Consider the following 17,883-nt stretch of genomic DNA (forward strand, 5'->3'; position numbering starts at 1 on the left):
GACGCGTGCGACGCTGACCCGGCCACCCATTCCGTCGCGCGGGGCAGGGACGGCGGTACCCTTCTCGCGCGATATCACGGCGCGCCCGTAGCTCAGCGGATAGAGCAGGGGACTTCTAATCCCAAGGCCGCAGGTTCGAATCCTGCCGGGCGCACAGCCACTTTCTTCCTTCGAGCCCCTCGCGTGGGCTATTCGTGGTGCCAGCGGGCTACGGCCCCGCGGCAGCCTCGAACGGACGCACCAAGCGTCAGCGCGGCGAGATCGAAGCCCTTAGCCGACCGGCCGGTCGCCCCTGCTCGGCATGATGGGTCTATGCGTCTGCTGGTGCTCGGCGGAACCTGGTTCGTGGGACACGCGATCGTCACCGCTGCGATCGATGCTGGCTGGGAGGTCACGACGTTCAACCGAGGCACCTCAGATCCCTTCCTGGAAGCCGTACGGCCCATCCGGGGCGACCGGACCGATCCTGAGGACGTAGCTGCCCTCGCCGCTGCTGGCCCTTGGGATGCCGTGCTCGACACCTCGGGCTACGTGCCGAGGAATGTCCTCGACGTGGCTCGCGCCCTCGCTCCCGTCGCCGATCGCTACGTCTTCATGTCCACGGTCAGCGTCTACCGAGACTGGCCGCTGAAACCCCTCAGCGAGCAGTCGGAAGTGCTCTACTGCCCGCCTGACGCCGGCCCCGAGACCGAGGACGGACCGAGCCCGTACGGCTACCGGAAAGCCGGCTGTGAGGCAGCGGCCGTCGCCGCGTTCGGTGCTGACCGGACAACGATCCTGCGCCCCGGTGTCGTGCTGGGTCCGCGTGAGTACGTCGGCCGCCTGCCATGGTGGCTGCGCCGCGTGGCTGCCGGTGGAGAAGTCCTGGCCCCCGGCTCCCCCGACCGCATGATCCAGCCGATCGACGTACGCGACCTGGCCGCGTTCACACTCCACACCATCACCGAAGAATCCTCCGGCGCGTTCAACGTCTGCGCCCCGATGGGTGGCGCCACCTTCGCAGGACTACTGGCGGACTGCGCCCACGCGACCCGGGCTGACGCCATCTTCGACTGGGTGCCCGACGAGGTGTTGCTCAGCCATGGCGTACGGCAGGGGTCCGAGCTGCCCCTCTGGCGCACGTCCGGCGGCGTGTGGCGCGTCGACACGACCAGGGCGCAGGCAGCCGGCCTGCGCTGCCGGCCGCTCTCCCTGACCGTACGCGACACCTGGCGCTGGATGGTGGAGAGCGGCGAGGCCGGCAACCACGATCAGGCCGCCGAGATCGGCATTGGCAGGGAGAAAGAGGAGCAGGTGTTGGCTGCCTGGCACTCCTCAGGTAGGCGGACGGGCTAGGCGTTCGACGGCGATCACCACTGCATCAGCGGAGGAACTTGAAGATCGTTTCGGTGGCGTCCAGTGGACGCGGGCCGGCTGCGAGCCGGTGAACGCCGACAGGGAATCGCACATCGTCCGGAGCGTGGAATGCCTCCTCCGCGAGGCCGGCATCTCTATCAGATCAAGGCGGTCCGCAGGCGGGCCGCGCCGGCCTGCGGGCAGGCACCGATACTTGGCCAATGGACGAACATCTCGCACCGGTTCTTCGGGTCACCGATGCCGACGCCTCCGCCCGGTGGTACGAGAGGCTCGGCTTCGTCAAGCAGTGGGAACACCGGTTCGCGCCTGACCTGCCACGCTACGTGGGGATTACCCGAGGAGGCATGCACCTGCACCTGTCCGAGCACACAGGTGATGCCCGCCCCGGCACATTGGTCTACCTCTACGTCGGAGACGTTGATGCGATGGCCGCCGCTTGTGGCATCTCGGAGGTCGATGACATGGAGTGGGGACGCGATTTTGAGGTGACCGACCCGGACGGCAACAGGTTGCGCGTAGGCACACCGAAGACGGCAATCTGATCCGCCACTCAGGTCTCGGAGTCCTCTCGCTGCGCAGTGCAAAGGGCACACCGGGCAACAGCAACATGGCAGAGTGGCATACCTTCCTGGAGCCGTCGCACCGGAGGCATCATGAGCAGACCGATTGATCGCCACGCTGTCGGCGCGGTTGTCGCCTGGGTGGTGTTCGTCGCGCAGGTGCCCGTCATCTACGCCGGACTGCTCGTGTACGTGTGGATCACCGATGGGGATCCCGGTGGCCCACTCGCCCTTCCGGCGATCTGCTGCTCGGTGGCGTGCTTGGGTGCCGCCCTGGTGCCGCTGCTGTTCGTGCCGGCGGTCTGGGTCGGCGAGATTTCCGCGAAGAGCGGACGGCTTTACGCGAAGTTGCTGGTCGCGTTCGCCGTCGCCGCAGCGCTGGCAACGTTCTACGTAGCAGGCATCGCAGCACTGACCGACGGATCGACGGTCGTTGCCACACTGTGGGTGTGCCTTTTCAGCGCGGGCGCTGTGCTTGGCCCTACTGCGGCCTACGTCGCCGTAGCCCACCGCAGGCTGAGAACGGGTTCGAGCTAGCTGCTTTTCCGGCTGCTGCCGCGCCATCCGCGCGCCAGTAGCACCGTTGCCGCGCCAGCACTACTCGCGGCGGTCCGCCAGCGTGGCGACGCATGTCGAGCCGGGTCAGGGCCGAGCAACTTTCGGTATGGCGGCCGACCGCGTCGGCCTACGAGGTGTGGGCGCGGGGCGCTGTAGCCGTAGTCCGGCCGGCTGTACGAAGATCGATCGGCGGACCACGGCGTCGCCCTTGGCGTTCAGCTCATACACATCGAGCCAGCACCACCCGTCGTACGTGGTCCAGTCGAGCACTCGGATGACTCGGCACATGATCGGCTTGATGAACTGCACGCTGGCCGAGCCGGTCACTCGCACCAGGTCGCCGGCCCTCGGTAGCTGGGAACTCATCGCCATCCCCAGAGGTGGCGGAATCTGCGCCACACCCTGATCCGGGCACGGGCGACCTCCAGCGAGGGTGGGGAGGTCGGAGCCCAAGCGCCAGTTCGATCCGGATAGACGGTGGCCGGGCCGGTCCGGTCTAGCGGCGGCGACTGCGCTGGGCAGCCGACCAGTCGGCGCAGGACACGTTTGATCACCGGACGCAGCGTGAGCATTCGAGTCCTCTCCGTTGTTTACCGCTCACGCAAAAGGTAATGCAGCTGGCCCTAGAAGTCCAGGAGGTACAACTTGTCTAGTACGTACAAGACTTACTCGATGACTGGTGCTTCCTGGTCGTACGTAGGTTGACGTGATGGTCGATCAGTTCTCGCCGACGCCCCTGTACGTGCAGCTCGCTGACCTGATCACCAAGCGCATCGAGTCGGGAGAGTTGCAGCCACTCAAGCCACTCCCGAGCGAACTCCGGCTACAGCAGGAGTACGGCGTGGCGCGCGGCACGGTCCGCGCTGCGATCGCGCTATTGCGGGAGCGGGGGTTGGTCATGACCATGCCGCAGCGCGGAACGTACGTGACGGAGCGTCAGCCCGAGGCGTAGACAGCAGCCGGGTAGCCGCCCACCGATTTGGCCGCCGGTGTGCTGACGCCTTCCCCGGTCTTCTGCTGAGGGCCGCGCGAGCCGCAGCGGCTCCGGTGGCCAGATGCTCAGCGCACTACCACCTGCTGGCCGTTCCAGAACAACGCACCGCCCTGGAACCGCTGGATGCGTCCCCCTTCGTGGTCTTCCTCGTGGGAGATCGGGTATCGGAGATGACTTTTCTCGAAGCCCATCTCCGCCCACTTCTGGCGGATCCCGCCGTACACCTCATGGGCACCGGTCTGCTGCGTCCAGTAGATCGAGGCGTCGACGGGCCCGTTCGGCGTGAACGCACGGAAGTGGTTGAACCGGCCGATCCCGTCCGGGGTGGCCGTCTCGTCCGTGATGGGGTAGCCGAACTGCTCCTTGCCGATCTGGAGCCAGCGCTCGCCGATCAGGCCCCAGATGACGAAGGCCCCGATCTGGGGGTGCCAGTAGATCATTCCGCCTTCGAAGTTCTGGAACCGACCGACTCCGTCGGCCACGGCGCCCTCGCTCATGACCGGAAACTTCAGCGGACTGTTCGAGTACCCCATCGACGCCCACTTCTCCAGAATGGCGCCGAAGACGGCGTGGCCCCTCGTGTCCACCGGGCGTAGGTGGTACTTCACGTGCGCCATGTCGCCCGATCCCGCGATGCAGTCCAGGTGGAACGCCAACCTGTCGGCACCGTCAAGGCGGGCGTCGCAATCCACCTCGCCGACGAACGGATGGTTCCAACCGATTCGCACCGTCGTGTTGGAGTCGCCGAGGCGATAGGTGACCGAACCGTTCGTTCCGGTGGCGAAGGAGTCGGCCTTGCTCTGCGAACCGAAGATGTCGATCGTCTCAGCCGGCACCTCGGCACTCGGCGGCTCCGCGAACCCGCCGTGATCGTGGGTGTGGGATTGTACTCGCAGCACATGCCCTGTCCGGTTCGTCAACTCGATCAGACAGGAACGGGAGCCGTGGAGCAGGTCCGCCACCCTCTTCGACCCCTCGTTGATGCCCGCAGTCCCAGCGGCGGCAGCCAGCGCTACTCCCACACCCATCACCGTCTCCCCTTCGACCATGGGTCGCTCAAGCTGCGGGCGGTTACCCCGGCGGATCGGGAATACACGGCATGAACGAGCCGCATCGCTCACCGTTCAGGGGTTCTCGGACACCTCCCGGCGGGCCGGGCCGACGATCGAGTACGTGACCAGGCCGCCCAGGGCGAGTGTCGCGGCGACAAGGGTGGCGGCGTCGCTGTCGGGTGGCTGGCTCTGCCAGGTCGCGGCGGCTCCCCAGGTGCCGGTCATCGGATAGAGGGCCGCGACGGTGGTCCAGCCCAGCGGCAGGAACCACGACCGGGCGGCACCGACCACGCTCGCGCACAGGGCGGTCAGCCCGAGCAGACCGGCGGCGTCGCGGACCACCAGGGCGACCGGCCCGAACCGGGCGCCGGTGTACCGGGTGACGAGCAGGACCCCGAGCGCGACAAGCAGTACGGCGAGCAGGTGTGCCGCGCGTCGCCAGGGCCACCGCATCGAGGCGGTCCGGTCCAGGTCGTCGTCCGGGCCGGCGAGGGTCGGTGCCAGCACCGCGACCATCAGCAGGACGGTCATGACGACCACCGTCGAGGCGACGTCCCGCTCCTCGGCAAAGGCCAGACACAGGGCCCAGACCACTGTCGCGCCGCCGAGGGCCGCAGCCAGAGCCAGGGGTACCCGCCGCGAGCGCAGGTACAGCATCGTCCAGGTCACCGGGCGCTCCCGGGCAGGATCCCGCTGATGTCCGCGCAGTCCAGGAGGGCGTCGCGGACCGCCGTGACCCGGGCCAGCGCCTCGTCGTCGGGCAGCTCCCGCAGCCCCTGCCAGAGCGTGACCGCCTCGGTGTTGATCTCTGGGTCCTCGAAGATGAGTTCAGGAATCACTCCGACATCCGACTGCGGCTCACGGCCCAGGAGCCAGTAGGCCGCCGCACGTTCGACCACCTCATCGCGGTTCTGGCACTGCAGCTCGTACGAGACTCCCAGCCCTTTGACGATCTCGATCAGCACAGCGTCCGGGTGGGCTAGCTTGCCACGTTCGTCGATCCGGACCGGGATCGTGACGGCATCGCTCCGGGGCGGCCTGACCTCGTCGAGCATGTACATGTGGGTGTCCTCGTGCACGGCGGTCGGTGCGTTCGGCAGTTTCGCCAGCACCGTCAGGCCCTCTCGGGCCAACGGGGTCAGCGCGTCGAGCACGTTGGCGTGGATCCGACTGACGCACACCGTCGGGGTGTCGTCGGTACAGACCAACTCCCGCGCTACCGGGTCGACCGGCCAGTTCACTACGTCTTCATCCCGGGGTACGACCGCGATCGCCGCGGTGAGCCCGAGCACCAACGGCACCACCGCCGCCGTACGGGCACGCCAGCCACCGGCCACGAACAACAGCAGGCCGGTGACGGCGAGCGCGGCCATCGAGATCGCGAGCGCACCGCTGACCCGGTTGTCGATCGTCTGGTAGGCGTGAAACATGCTCGAACCGTGGACCGGGTTGAGCGCCGCAGCCAGCCAGTCGTCCAGCCGGATGGCGCTGAGGAAGACCAGCAGGACGCCGGCCACCGCCAGGGCGGGGGCGGTCACCAGGGCGGGGAGCATGCGCCCGATCCCCAGTCCGAGCCACGCCGCGGCGATCAGGGACAGCGCACCGACTCCGGTCACGACGGCGAAGTTCAGCACGGGCAGGTGCTGGGCGGTGGTGATGATCCCGATGATGCCCGCCCCGGTCACCAGCAGGTAGGCGACCGCGAGGGTGATGGCCATCGCACCGAGGACCGGCAGCATCCGCTGGGCGCGGGGCCGGGCGGTGGTGGTGAACAGTTCGCCGACCTTCGCCCGGTGCTCCCGGCGGCCCTGCCAGGCACCGGCGGCCAGGGCCAGCGGCCACAGCAGGAGCAGGTACTCCCGGATGGCCATGGCCAGCGGCATCCAGCCACTCGACCAGCGGCCGGTTGCGCCATAGAGCGCGCCGACCCCGATCACCACCGTGGCCAGGGCCGCACCCAGGGCGGCGGAGCGGCGCAGTTCGATGCCGAGGATGCTCATCGGGCGGCCTCCGTACGGCTGCGGCGCAGGATGGCGGAGTAGCCGCGTTCGGCCGCGCTGTCGCCGGCGTACTCCTGGCCGCCCTGGGCGATCAGCATCTCCGGGGTGCCCTGCCACTCCAGCCGGCCCTCGTTGACCAGCAGGACCTCCGTGCAGGCCGCCGCCACGTCCTCGACCAGGTGGGTGGAGACCAGCACGCAGCTGTCGGTGCCGATCTCCCGCAGCAGTTCGCGGAAGTCCAGTCGCTGTTCCGGGTCCAGGCCGACGGTCGGCTCGTCGAGCAGCAGGATCTGCGGATCGTTGACGATGGCCTGCGCGATGCCGGCCCGGCGCAACATGCCGCCGGAGAGGGTCTTGAGTCGGGCGTCGGCCTTGGCGGTCAGCCCTACCCGGTCGATGGACCGCTGTACGGCGGCGGGGATGCGCGTCTTGGGCATCTCCTTGAGCCAGGCCATGTACGCGACGAACTCCCGCACCGTGAACCGGGGGTAGAAGCCGAAGTGCTGTGGCAGGTAGCCGAGGGTGCGGCGCACCGCTCGCAGGTCGGCGCGGCCGTCGACCGGTTGCCCGAGCAGGGTCAGCCGACCGCCGGACGGGGCCAGGACGGTCGCCAGGGCCCGCATCAGGGTGGTCTTCCCGGCGCCGTTGGGGCCGAGCAGCCCGTGCACCCCGGGGTTCAGGGTCAGGTCCAGGCCGTCGACGGCCAGGTGCCGTCCGGCGCGGACCCGCAGGCCCTCCGCGTGGATCACCCAGGGATGGGTGGTGGGGGCCGTTTCGGCCGTACTCAGGGCACGCATCATCGTCTCTTCTCAGTTCGGTGGTCGGCGGGTTCGCCTAGTCGTGGTGGGACAGCCGCCGGAATCCGTTGACCCGGAGGATCGCGCCGACGGTCAGGACCGCCGTGGCCAGCGCCCACACGGTGGCGCTTTCCGGTTCCAGGAGCACCGGCATCCGGGCGGTGGCCAGGCTGGGTGCGACCACGACGATCGTCCAGGTCAGGATCAGCCCAATCGCGGCTCGCCGTACCCCGACGAGGGTTCCCAGCAGGAGGGTGGCGACCGTGAAGGCCAGGCAGGGCAGCAGGATCAGCGCCAACGACACCCCGGTCCCGGCGCCGACGAGAGCGAGCCCGGGAATGACAAAGGCCAACACCACAGCGGTACGCCGCAGCAGGGTGATCAGGCCGGCAGCGGGTGTGGCGGCGACCACTTCCCAGGCCGGATCGGCCCGGCGGTGCCAGGCGACCGCCACCCCGGGCAGCGGGGCCAGCGGTGCGATCAGCAGCACCAGGGAGGGCAGCCCGGTCCGCAGCCCGCTGAGCAGGGCGGCGCAGGCGATCACCGCGGCGGTCATCGCCAGCCAGGGCGCCAGGGTGCCGACCAGCCACCGGTGCCGCAGCACCGACCAGGGTCGGGTACGGGTGTCCGGAGCCGGTGACGCGGCGATCTCCCGGGCCAGGCCGGCCGCGACCCGCTCGATCACCGCCCGGCTGTCGCCGGTGGTGCTACCGGCCAACCGGGCCCGGCAGTCCGCGCACTCCTCCAGGTGCACCTCGATCGCCCAGACGCTGGGTTCGTCGAGGGCGGGATCCCCGGCGGCGTACCGGTCGAGCTGTGACAGGGAGACGTGGGTGCTCATGACAGGGCCTCCCGCAGGGCGATCCGCGCTCGGCGGACCCGGGATTTGACGGTGTTCTCCGGTACCCCCAGCAGCACCGACGCCTCACGGGAGGAGAGTCCGTCGAGGACGGTGGCCCGCAGGGCGGCACGGACCTCGGCCGGCAGGGCGAGCAGGGCCTGTTCCAGTTCCTGCCCGACCCGGGCGGCCATCACCTCGTCCTCCGCCGCGGGGGCGGTGGCCGGCATCAGGGGTACCTGCGGCCGCTGGGCCCGGCGGGCCCGGCGGCGGAAGGCGTCGACCAGGTGGTGGGCGGCGATGGTCCACAGCCAGCCCACCGCGCTGCCCCGCGCCCCGCCGCCCCCGCGGCCGGCGAAGCTGCCCGCGGCCCGCCACATGGTCAGGTAGGTGTCCTGCAACACCTCGGCGACCAGGTCGGGATCGGCGCACCGGCGGCGGAGGCGCACCTCCAGCCACGGCGCGGTACGCCGGTAGAGCTCGTCGAACGCCCGCCGATCTCCCCGGGCGATCCGACGTACGAGTTCTCCCTCGTCAGCCGCGTCCATGCCTGCTTTCACAACCGGTAAGACGACCGGCGTACCGGCTTCGGGTCCCGATTCGGCGTGACCGCCGTCACATCGACTGTCCGGGGTGGGCAACAAGGTGCGGCCCGGCCCGCACCGCCGACCGGGCGGTGGCGGGCTGGGCCGCACCAGGGTACGTCGAGGATCGCTGGTGGTCAGCCGACCTGACAGGTCGTGCCGTTGAGCCGGAAGTCGTTGGGCGGGTTGTTGGTGCCGGAGTAGGTGGCCTGGAAGCCGAAGCTCGCCGTGCCGTTCGTCGGCAGGGCGGCGTTCCATCCGGCATTGCGTGCGGTCACGGTACGCCCGGACTGGGTGATCTCGGCGTTCCATCCTCCGGTGACCTGCTGGTTACCGCTGAAGGACCAGGTCAGGGTCCAACCGTTGAGGGCGGCGCCCCGGTTGGTGACCCGTACCTCGGCGGTGAAGCCGGTGTTCCACTGGTTGACCGTCCAACTCACCGTGCAGGCCGCCGGCCCGGAGGTGGGCGGCGGGGTGGTCGGCGGAGGCGTGGTCGGCGGCGGGGTGGTGGGCGGAGGCGACGTCGGCGGGGGCGTGGTGGGCGGCGGGGTGGTGTCCCGGGGCGGGAAGCGCAGGATCCGGTCGTCACTTGCCGCCGGGGTGCCCCGGCCGTCGCGGTTGCTGGTGGTGACCCAGAGCCAGCCGTCCGGGCCGTATTCGACCGTCCGCAGTCGACCGTAGGTGCCGAGCAGTTCCGCGGTCGGGGTGCCCACCGACCCGGATCCGGTCAGCGGCACGTTCCACAGCCGGTTGCCGCGCAGGGCGGCCACGAAGAGCCGGTCTCCGGCGATGGTGGCGCCGCTCGGTGAGGCCTCGGCGGGGGTCCAGGTGATCAGTGGGTCCCGGAAGCGGGGGTCGCCGGCCCGCCCCTCGACGGTGGGCCAGCCGTAGTTGCCGCCCGCCACGATCAGGTTGACCTCGTCCCAGGTGTTCTGGCCGAACTCGGTGGCGTACAGGCGTCCCTGGGCGTCCCAGGCCAGCCCCTGTACGTGCCGGTGGCCGAGGCTGTAGACGGGCGAGCCCGCGATCGGGTTGTCCGGCGGCACCGTGCCGTCCGGTCGGATCCGCAGGATCTTGCCGTTGCGGCTCTGCGGGTTCTGCGCGGTGGCGGTCTGTCCGGCGTCACCGACCCCGACGTAGAGCATGCCGTCCGGCCCGAAGGCGATCCGGCCGCCGTTGTGGATCGAGGCCCGGCTCAGCCCGGTGAGGATGGGCTGCTGGGTCTGCGGGGCGGTCAACCGGAAGCGGGAGATCCGGTTGTCGGTCGCGGTGGTGAAGTAGACGTAGATCCAGCCGTCCTGGGCGTAGGTCGGGGAGACCGCCAGGCCCAGCAGGCCCCCCTCGCTCGTGGCACTCACCCCGGAGATCTGGACGACCGCCTCGGGCTGCTGACCCGGCCGCACCCGGACGATCTGCCCGGTGGGACGTTGGGCCACCAACGCGCTACCGTCCGGGAGGAAGTCCATCCCCCAGGGCACCTGGAGCCCGGTGGCGACCGTTTCCGGCCGGGAGAAGTCGAAATCGCCGACGGCGAGCGCGGCCGGCGCCCCGGCGGCGACTGCGGCGGACGGACCTTCGGCACCCGGGACCGCACCGGCCAGCCCGGCGAGGCCGACACTGCCGGCCACCAGACCGGCGGTGAGTGCGGTTCCGACTGCTAGTCGGATCTTCATGCCACCCCCTGACGCATCGAGATTGATCAATGCATATTACGTCAGGTGCGGGCTGCCCGCGAACCGAGGCCACGATCAACAACCTGCGGCGGGTCGCCTCCTGACGCGCGGGTTCGACACTCCGCCGCCAAAGCCGAACGGCACTCCCACGGTCGCATTATGTTATTCTCCGACGTCGATTTCTCAGCGCGTACCCGGATCGGGTCGTTTGTCGCGAAGGACGCCTTCACCCGATGCCGGCACTGGCCCCACTGACCGCACCGCCCTCCACAGTCGATCCTCCGGCGACCGGGGCCTTCGCCTTCGTCTTCACCCGGTTACCGGCACTGCTGCGACTCACCTGCGGGCTGGTCTGTGCGGTGGTGGCCCTCGCCGTGCGTACCCCACCGGTGCACACCGACCTGCTCGTGCCGGCGGTGGCGGTGCTGACCGCCTGGTCGATCTGGTACGCCGCCCGCGCCTGGCACCACGGCATCGGCGCACCCCTGATCGTCGGGGAGGTGGCCCTCACCGTGGCCGCCTGCCTGGCCATTCCGGTGCTCGTCGCGCCGGAGGTGCTGCCCGGAGAGGCCAGTTGGATCGCGGTGCTGGCCAGCGGCACTGTGATCAACACCCAGGCCACTGCTCCGGCCCGCTGGTCGATCCCGGCGGGGTTGCTGGTCACCGTGGCCTACGCGACCGGCGCCCAGGCGGCCGGCAATCCCACCGAGGCGCGGGCCCACGCGGCCACCCTGCTGGCCCAGACCGCCATCACCGCGATGTTGACCGCGGTGATGCGCCGCCGGATGGCACGGGCGGACACCGACTTCGTGGCCGCCCAGCGCGCCTCCCGGGCCGCACTGGTCGCCCGTAACGCCCGGGAGGCGGAACGCCAGCAGAACCGGGACCTGCACGACACCGTCCTGGCCACCTTGACCATGGTCGGACAGGGGGTGGTCAGCGGCCCCTCGACGGCACTGCGCGAGCGGTGCGCCGCCGACCTGCGTACCCTGGCCGCCCTGGCCGAGGCCCGGTCGGTGCCGGCGGACGCCACCCGGCGGCTGGACGAACGGCTGCGGGAGATCCTGGCCCGCCTGCCGAGCCTGCCGGTCAACGCGGACCTGCCGCCGTGCACCCTCCCGGCCGCGGTCGCCGAGGTGATCGCGGAGAGCGCCCACGCGGCGCTGGCCAACGCGGCTCGGCACGCCCCCGGCGCCGCCACCACGCTGCGCCTGCGCAGCCGCGCCGGCCAGGTGATGGTCGAGGTACGCGACGAGGGTCCGGGCTTCGACCCGGCCACCGTCCCCGCCCACCGGTACGGGCTGCGCGAGTCCATCATCGGCCGGATGGCCAGCATCGACGGTCGGGCAGAGGTGGACTCCGCCCCCGGACAGGGCACCCGGATCCGGCTGGAGTGGTCCGATGTCGGCTGATCCGGAGGCCGTCCGCCTCTCCCCTGCCGTCATGCCGACCGCCGGCGCGTACGACGGCAGGGCGGCGACCACGGCGGTGAAGGTCGGGGTGGGGCAGGCGGCCGCTGCGGTGGCCCGCATCTCCGACCGGGGTGCCCGGATCGTGGCGGTCACCATCGCGCTGGTCTGGCACCTGACGATCGCCTTGCCCGCCGTGTTGGGCACCCGTGCGGAACTGGCCGCACCCCAGGTGGTGCTCGGCGGATGGGTGCTGGTGGGGGCCGTCGGGCTGCTGGCCGGGGTGCGGCTGTTGCGGGACGACCCGTTGCCCCTGCCGCCGCTGGCCGGGCTGCTGCTGGCGGTCGACGTGGCGGTGTTCGCCGCGGTGGGACGCGCCCACCTGTTCGGCCCGGCCAACTGGGTCTGGGGCACCCTGGCCTGGTTCTTCCTGGTGGTGCTCTGGGGCCGGCCGGTGCGGTGGCTGCTCGCCCTGCTGGCCGCGCACGGGGCCACCGCCCTGGCCGCGGTCGTGTTCTACGACGCCACCGGAGGGGCCGATCTGGCGCGCGCCGCGATGGCGCTCTACGGCACCTCGTCGCTGCCGGTGGCGGTCTTCGCCGGGGCTCGGGCGCTCGGGCTGCTCTCCCGGGACCGGGCGGCCAACGCCGCCGCGGCCAATGTGATGCTGGCCGAACGGGAGGCCGCCGAGCAGGCCCGCAGGGAACGGCACGACCGGCTGGCCGTGGCCAGCGAGGCCGCCACCGAGGTGTTGACCGAACTGGCCCAGGGGCGGGCGGATCCCTCCGACCCGCAGGTCCAGCGCCGCTGCGTACGGGCGGCGGCCCGGCTGCGGCGGCTGATCGTCGAATCCGACGATGTGCCCCATCCGCTGCTGCACGAACTGCGGGCGGCGGCCGACCTGGCCGAGCGCGAGGGCCTGTCGATCGATCTTGTCACAATCGGTACACCACCAGCACTTCCGGTGCAGGTTCGTCGTCGGCTGGCCGAACCGCTCACCAGCACCCTCGCCGACGAGCGTGACTGGGCGCGGTTGACCATCGTCGCCGGGCCGGAGGAGGTGGTGGTCAGCCTGGTCGTCCCGGACCGGCCCGGCCCGGACACCGCCGGGCCGGCACCGGAGCGGGACGACGAGCAGGTGGAGCACCTCTACGAACGGGACGGGGAGATCAGATGGACGCAGACCCGCTGGCGTCGTTGACGCCGGGGCGGCCGGTCGGGGTGGCGATCGTCGACGACCACCCCGTGGTCATCGACGGCATCCGCGCCTGGCTGGCCATCGAGCCGCGGCTGACCGTGCTGGCCACCGGCGACGATCCCGACGTGGTGCTGCGGGCCGCCCCCCATGCCGATGTCGTCCTGCTCGACCTGCGGCTGCACGGCCGCCTGGTGCTGGACAAGCTGGCCGAGCTCAGCGCCACCGGCCGACGGGTGGTGGTCTACTCGGAGCACTCGGATCCGCCGACCATGCTCGCCGCACTGGACGCCGGAGCGGTGGCCTTCCTCGCCAAGCACGAGGGACGGCAGCACTGTGTGGCTACCGTGCTGGCCGCGGCCAGTGACCGCCCGTACGTGGCGCCCGCACTGGCCGGGGCGATGGTCGGCGACTCACGGCCGGGCCGACCGGTGTTGTCGGACAAGGAACGTGAGGCGCTGCTGCTGTGGTTCCAGTCGATGTCCAAGGCCTCGGTCGCGCGACGGATGCGGATCAGCGAGCACACCGTCAAGCAGTACGTCGACCGGGCGCGGATCAAATACAGCCGGATGGGTAGGCCGGCGGCCACTAAGGCGGCCCTGCTGGCCCGGGCGATCGAGGACGGTCTCATCCGACCGGAGGAGATCGGCATCTACCGGTCGCAGGCGTCGACCGAGTGGCCGACCCCCTAACGGGCGTCATGACACCGCAGGTGGCACTGGGCGAGGCTGATGCGCAGATGCCGTCTGCACCGGAGGTTCGTCAGGATGCACGATGACGCGTCCCCCTTCTTCGTCGCGCCGCACCGCTTCGACGCCACGGACGACACCGGCCCGACCCTGGACCGGCGCCACGAGTTGGTGCCGGCCCAGGACGAGTGGGTGCTCGCCCGGCACCAGGTAAAGGTGGCCGGCCATCTGCTCGGCCCCACCGAGGCCCGGCGGACCTGGGCCCTGCCCCACACGGTCACCGTGACCGTCACCGACCACCGGCTGGTGTACGTCGGCAGCACCCCGCGTATGGCCGTCGTCGGCGCCCGGCCACGCCGGGGGGCCTCGACCCTGATCAGCGGGCAGATCCGCTGGCAGTGGCCCTCCCGGCTGGAGTTGTCGAGCCCCGGTTCGGGCTCGGCGGCCCGGCTGCTGGTGGTCTGCGACGCGCTGCGCACCATCCAGCAGCCGGCGCTGGCCCTGATCGGGCCGGGCCCGCAGATCGAGCGGTTGAGCCAGGAGATTCGCCGAGCGGTTGCCACCTTCCGGTTGACCCGTCCCGAACTGGTGGACCTGTCCCCGCCGGAGCGGGACGCGCTGTCCCGGCACGCCCTGGTCTCGCCGCACCCCGGTCAGCCGCGGGTGATCCTGCCCGGGTCACTGCCGGTCGAGTTCCGCTCCCGGGACGACTACTACCGCCCCCGCAGCACCGACCGGATGCGGTACGACGCGGCCTCCGGCCACCGGTAGGGCCGCCGGAGGCGGTCAGCGCGTCCGGGTCTGGCGCTCGGCGGTGTCCAGGGCGGCGGCCTGCTCCGGGGTCGGTGCGGTGCCGCCGAGGTGGGCCGGGAGCCACCACCGGTCCTCGGGGTCGGTCGGCTGGTCCGGGTACTCCCGCTGGGCCCGGTCGACCAGCTCCGCCAACCGGATCTTGAGGTCGGCGTTCATCGCGGTGGGGTCCGGATAGCCGGCCGGGTCCAGGGGTTCGCCGACCAGGATGGTGATCGGGGTGTGCCGGCGGGTGAGGGTGCGGGGACGCCCCTTGGTCCACAGCCGCTGGGTCCCCCACAGCGCCACCGGCAGCAGGGGGACGCCCGCCTCGCCGGCCATTCGGGTGGCACCGCTCTTGAGTTCCTTGACGGTGAAGGACCGGCTGATGGTCGCCTCCGGGAAGACGCCGACCACCTCGCCGGCGCGCAGGGCGGTGAGTGCGGCGGCGTACGACTCGGCACCGGCGCCCCGGTCCACCGGGATGTGTCGCATCCCGCGCATCAGCGGGCCGGACACCCGGTGCCGGAACACGGACTCCTTGGCCATGAAGCGGACCAGCCGCCCGGAATCCAGGGCACCCAGCCCGCAGAAGATGAAGTCCAGGTAGCTGACGTGGTTGCTGGCCATGACCGCCCCGCCGGTACGGGGCACGTGGTGGCTGCCTTCCACGTTCAGCCGCAGGTCGAGCACCCGGAACATGGTCTTGGCGGCGGCGATCACGGGCGGATACACGAGTTCCGGCATGGGCCAACTTTACAACGCGTAGGTTACGCGCGGGTAGGGACCACGGTCCGGCGCAGGTGGCCCCGACCACCCTCAGTCGGCGAGTCTGTGCACGTCGAGGCGGCCACGGGCGAAGGCGTCCACCCGCCCCCAGCGCCCCGGAATGTCCAGCACCTCGATCCGACCCATGCCGACCGGCAGCCGCGGCTCCACCGTCAGGTGCCCGTCGTGCGGCTCCAGACCCAGCATGGTGCGCAGCAGCAGCAGCGGGGCCCCGGTCGACCAGGCCTGCGGGCTGCACGCCGTGGGGTACTCCACCGGGAACCTGGTCTGCTCACGCGGGTAGCCACCGAAGGCCTCCGGCAACCGGCCGTCGAAGTAGCGGGCGGCGTCCAGGATCCCGCTGGCCAGGGTGGCGGCCTCCTCCACGAAGCCGTAGCGACGCAGGCCCCAGGCGCAGAAGGAGGTGTCGAAGGGCCACACCGTGCCGTTGTGATAGCCGATGGGGTTGTACCGGACCTCCCCCTCGGCCAGGGTCCGCACCCCCCAGCCGGTGAAGAGCCGGTCACCCACCAGGTGCGCGGCCACCTGTGCGGCCCGCTCCTCGGCGACGATGCCGCTCCACAGCAGGTGCCCGATGTTGGAGCTGAGCACGTCGCACTGCCGGCCGTCCGGGTCCAGGGCCAGGGCGTAGTAGCCCCCGCCGGCCACCCACCAGTCCCGGTTGAACCGCTCCTTCAGCTCACCGGCCTCCCGCTCCAACTGCTCCGCGTACTCCGGGTCGTCCCAGAACAGGCGGGCCAGTCGGGCCGCGCGCAGCTTCGCGTCGTACGCGTAACCCTGCACCTCGCAGGTGGCCCGGGGAAAGGGCGGCAGGGTGCCGTCGGCGTACGAGATGGAATCCCAGGAGTCCTTCCAGCACTGGTTCTCCAGGCCGGTTTCGGTGTTGCGCCGCTCGTACCAGATGTAGCCGTTGCCGACCAGGTCGGCGCACTCGTCGATCCACCGCACCGCCCGACGACATTCCTGCTCCAACTCCCGGACCAGCGCCACGTCGCCGCTCCACCGCTCGTACTCGTCGAGCAGCACCACGAACAGGGGGGTGGCGTCCACCGATCCGTAGTACGGCGAGTGGGGCTGTTCCTCGAACGCCGCGCTCTCGCCGTAGCGCATCTCGTGCAGGATCCGGCCCGGGTCCTCCTCCCGGAAGTCGTCGAATCGGGACCCCTGCAGGGAGGCCAGGATCCGCAGGGTGGTCACGCTCAGCTCCGGCGTGAACGGCAGGGTCTGCAGGCAGGTCAGGATGCTGTCCCGGCCGAACATGGTCATGAACCAGGGCAGGCCGGCGGCGGGCAGGGTCTGCCCGCCGAGCGACAGCGGGGTGAACCGCAACGCGGCCAGGTCCACCAGGCACCGCTGGTAGGTGGCGGCGACCTGACCGTGCTCGCTGTTGACCTTGGGGGCCTTGGCGATCCACTCCTGGAGATCGTGGTGCAGGGCCAGCCGCTCGGTGTCGTGCACCCGCAGCCCGAACCGCAGGTCCCGGCCGCCGGGACCGAGGGCGTGGGTGCGCACGTCGATGCTTGTGCTCCACTGCTCGTTCGGCTCCAGGTGCAGCCGGTAGGCGAAGCCGTCGCGGTCGTAGGTCGCCGGCTCGGAGGAGCAGATGACGGTCTCTCGCCGGAAGTTGCCCCGCCGGTAGCCCAGCCGCAACCGGTCCGGGCCCGCCTCGGCGTACGTCTCGCCCTTCTTGTTCAGGATCTCGTCCTTGACCTCGAACAGGTCCGCGAAGTCGGCGGCGGCCTCCATCCGGACCTCCAGATCGACCGCCTTCTCGTCATGGTTGAGGATGGTGATGCTCTCCCGGAAGCTGCCCCCGACAACTCGCTCCCTGATGATCGACAACTTGGCGTCGACATAGTGGGTGGCCATCCCCGGCACCAGGAAGAAGCGCGACTCGTAGTACTGGAGGTCGTCGTAGGAGAGGGCGTTGAGCCGCTCGCCGTTGACGGTGAGCAGCCACTTGGACAGGAACCGGGTGTCGATGGCGAAGAGCCCCGTCGGCTCGGTCGGGTTCGCCTCGATGTCCCCGGTGGTCTCGGACACCACGAAGGTGTTGCCGTCCAGGATCCGCACGGTGTTGCTCCGCACCATCAGGGCCTCTCCTTCCGGTAGCGACGCGGTCCCCGGCTGTCCGCAGGCCCGGGGAGGATCCGATCCAGTTGCACGACCAGGCGGGCGTCACCGGTGATGGTCATGTCTCCCCGCAGCAACGCGGCCAGCCCGTTCTCCCGTCCGAGGACCATGTCATCGAACAGTTCCGGGCTGGTGCCGACCACCGTGTCCGCCGCCATGTCCTCCCGGCTGATCCGCAGCCGACCCCGGTCGATCCGGATCAGCCAGTGCGTGGTCTGGGGCCCCTCGTGCAGGTCCAGGCGCACGGTTCCGGAGAGCTTCGCCAGCAGGGGGTCGTACCCCTGCCGGTCGAGTTCCTCGAAGAACCGCACGGTCGCTTCCCCCATCGGGCCTCTCCCTCCCGGTCGGCAGGTCCGGAGTCCGTGCGGGCGGCGCAGGTCCCGCGGCGACCTGCCCGCACCGTCGCAGCAGGGTCCCCGGCTGGTGGACGGGCAATCTAGCCCGAATCGGGTGAGGGGTGCCCGACG

General features: G+C 70.8%; 19 protein-coding genes and 1 tRNA gene. 9 read left to right on the plus strand and 11 right to left on the minus strand.

Going from position 1 to position 17,883, the window contains the following annotated elements; translation table 11 throughout:
* The first annotated feature begins 81 nt into the window (after nucleotides 1-81).
* From ABZ795_RS08945 to ABZ795_RS08960, 4 genes are all read left to right on the plus strand, one after another.
* A tRNA-Arg gene (locus ABZ795_RS08945) sits at nucleotides 82-154 on the plus strand.
* A 158-nt stretch (nucleotides 155-312) separates the two neighbouring features.
* Nucleotides 313-1,335, plus strand: coding sequence for an NAD-dependent epimerase/dehydratase family protein (locus ABZ795_RS08950; RefSeq protein WP_357529884.1), 1,023 nt, complete (start codon nucleotides 313-315; stop codon nucleotides 1,333-1,335).
* A gap of 221 nt (nucleotides 1,336-1,556) precedes the next feature.
* A complete protein-coding gene (locus tag ABZ795_RS08955) occupies nucleotides 1,557-1,898 on the plus strand; it encodes a glyoxalase superfamily protein (protein ID WP_357529885.1) in 342 nt (113 codons plus the stop codon).
* 111 nt (nucleotides 1,899-2,009) lie between these two features.
* Entirely contained in the window at nucleotides 2,010-2,453 is a 444-nt protein-coding gene (locus ABZ795_RS08960) for a hypothetical protein (RefSeq protein WP_357529886.1), read from the plus strand.
* Between the two features lie 105 nt (nucleotides 2,454-2,558).
* Here ABZ795_RS08960 and ABZ795_RS08965 read toward each other — a convergent pair whose 3' ends face one another.
* Entirely contained in the window at nucleotides 2,559-2,840 is a 282-nt protein-coding gene (locus tag ABZ795_RS08965) for a hypothetical protein (RefSeq protein WP_327024425.1), read from the minus strand.
* Nucleotides 2,841-3,183: 343 nt separating this feature from the next.
* Here ABZ795_RS08965 and ABZ795_RS08970 point away from each other — a divergent pair, with 343 nt between their 5' ends.
* Complete coding sequence (locus ABZ795_RS08970) at nucleotides 3,184-3,426, plus strand: winged helix-turn-helix domain-containing protein (protein ID WP_327024424.1); 243 nt, start codon at nucleotides 3,184-3,186, stop codon at nucleotides 3,424-3,426.
* Nucleotides 3,427-3,533: 107 nt separating this feature from the next.
* Here the strand turns inward: ABZ795_RS08970 and ABZ795_RS08975 are convergent, their stop codons facing one another.
* From ABZ795_RS08975 to ABZ795_RS09005, 7 genes are all read right to left on the minus strand, one after another.
* Nucleotides 3,534-4,589 (minus strand): hypothetical protein, encoded by a 1,056-nt coding sequence (locus ABZ795_RS08975; protein ID WP_357529887.1) that lies wholly within the window; start codon nucleotides 4,587-4,589, stop codon nucleotides 3,534-3,536.
* 3 nt (nucleotides 4,590-4,592) lie between these two features.
* Nucleotides 4,593-5,189: a hypothetical protein gene (locus ABZ795_RS08980; protein ID WP_357529888.1), complete on the minus strand. Its 597-nt coding sequence runs from the start codon at nucleotides 5,187-5,189 to the stop codon at nucleotides 4,593-4,595.
* Complete coding sequence (locus ABZ795_RS08985; RefSeq protein ID WP_357529889.1) at nucleotides 5,186-6,520, minus strand: hypothetical protein; 1,335 nt, start codon at nucleotides 6,518-6,520, stop codon at nucleotides 5,186-5,188. The genes ABZ795_RS08980 and ABZ795_RS08985 overlap by 4 nt, the downstream gene beginning before the upstream one ends.
* Nucleotides 6,517-7,317 (minus strand): ABC transporter ATP-binding protein, encoded by an 801-nt coding sequence (locus tag ABZ795_RS08990; protein ID WP_357530014.1) that lies wholly within the window; start codon nucleotides 7,315-7,317, stop codon nucleotides 6,517-6,519. The genes ABZ795_RS08985 and ABZ795_RS08990 overlap by 4 nt, the downstream gene beginning before the upstream one ends.
* 37 nt (nucleotides 7,318-7,354) lie before the next feature.
* The gene (locus ABZ795_RS08995; RefSeq protein ID WP_357529890.1) at nucleotides 7,355-8,158 is read right to left on the minus strand and encodes a hypothetical protein; all 804 of its coding nucleotides are present in this window, start codon (nucleotides 8,156-8,158) and stop codon (nucleotides 7,355-7,357) included.
* A complete protein-coding gene (locus ABZ795_RS09000; RefSeq protein WP_357529891.1) occupies nucleotides 8,155-8,703 on the minus strand; it encodes an RNA polymerase sigma factor in 549 nt (182 codons plus the stop codon). Before ABZ795_RS09000 ends, ABZ795_RS08995 begins: the two co-directional genes overlap by 4 nt.
* Before the next feature lie 173 nt (nucleotides 8,704-8,876).
* On the minus strand, nucleotides 8,877-10,412 hold the full coding sequence (locus tag ABZ795_RS09005; protein ID WP_357529892.1) for a PQQ-dependent sugar dehydrogenase: 1,536 nt from the start codon (nucleotides 10,410-10,412) through the stop codon (nucleotides 8,877-8,879).
* A gap of 233 nt (nucleotides 10,413-10,645) precedes the next feature.
* Between ABZ795_RS09005 and ABZ795_RS09010 the strand changes: the two genes are divergently transcribed.
* The 4 genes from ABZ795_RS09010 to ABZ795_RS09025 all read left to right on the plus strand — a co-directional run bounded on the left by ABZ795_RS09010 (nucleotide 10,646) and on the right by ABZ795_RS09025 (nucleotide 14,476).
* Complete coding sequence (locus ABZ795_RS09010) at nucleotides 10,646-11,824, plus strand: ATP-binding protein (protein ID WP_357529893.1); 1,179 nt, start codon at nucleotides 10,646-10,648, stop codon at nucleotides 11,822-11,824.
* Nucleotides 11,814-13,022 (plus strand): hypothetical protein, encoded by a 1,209-nt coding sequence (locus tag ABZ795_RS09015; RefSeq protein WP_357529894.1) that lies wholly within the window; start codon nucleotides 11,814-11,816, stop codon nucleotides 13,020-13,022. Before ABZ795_RS09010 ends, ABZ795_RS09015 begins: the two co-directional genes overlap by 11 nt.
* On the plus strand, nucleotides 12,995-13,708 hold the full coding sequence (locus ABZ795_RS09020; protein WP_357529895.1) for a response regulator transcription factor: 714 nt from the start codon (nucleotides 12,995-12,997) through the stop codon (nucleotides 13,706-13,708). The genes ABZ795_RS09015 and ABZ795_RS09020 overlap by 28 nt, the downstream gene beginning before the upstream one ends.
* A gap of 75 nt (nucleotides 13,709-13,783) precedes the next feature.
* Nucleotides 13,784-14,476 (plus strand): hypothetical protein, encoded by a 693-nt coding sequence (locus tag ABZ795_RS09025; protein ID WP_357529896.1) that lies wholly within the window; start codon nucleotides 13,784-13,786, stop codon nucleotides 14,474-14,476.
* 15 nt (nucleotides 14,477-14,491) lie between these two features.
* Here the strand turns inward: ABZ795_RS09025 and ABZ795_RS09030 are convergent, their stop codons facing one another.
* The 3 genes from ABZ795_RS09030 to ABZ795_RS09040 all read right to left on the minus strand — a co-directional run bounded on the left by ABZ795_RS09030 (nucleotide 14,492) and on the right by ABZ795_RS09040 (nucleotide 17,742).
* Entirely contained in the window at nucleotides 14,492-15,241 is a 750-nt protein-coding gene (locus ABZ795_RS09030) for a lysophospholipid acyltransferase family protein (protein WP_357529897.1), read from the minus strand.
* Between the two features lie 72 nt (nucleotides 15,242-15,313).
* A complete protein-coding gene (locus tag ABZ795_RS09035) occupies nucleotides 15,314-17,371 on the minus strand; it encodes a glycogen debranching N-terminal domain-containing protein (RefSeq protein ID WP_357530015.1) in 2,058 nt (685 codons plus the stop codon).
* A 2-nt stretch (nucleotides 17,372-17,373) separates the two neighbouring features.
* The gene (locus tag ABZ795_RS09040; protein ID WP_327024412.1) at nucleotides 17,374-17,742 is read right to left on the minus strand and encodes an SCP2 sterol-binding domain-containing protein; all 369 of its coding nucleotides are present in this window, start codon (nucleotides 17,740-17,742) and stop codon (nucleotides 17,374-17,376) included.
* Nucleotides 17,743-17,883 lie beyond the last annotated feature (141 nt).

Source organism: Micromonospora sp. NPDC047134 (assembly GCF_040643455.1).
Lineage (GTDB): Bacteria > Actinomycetota > Actinomycetes > Mycobacteriales > Micromonosporaceae > Micromonospora.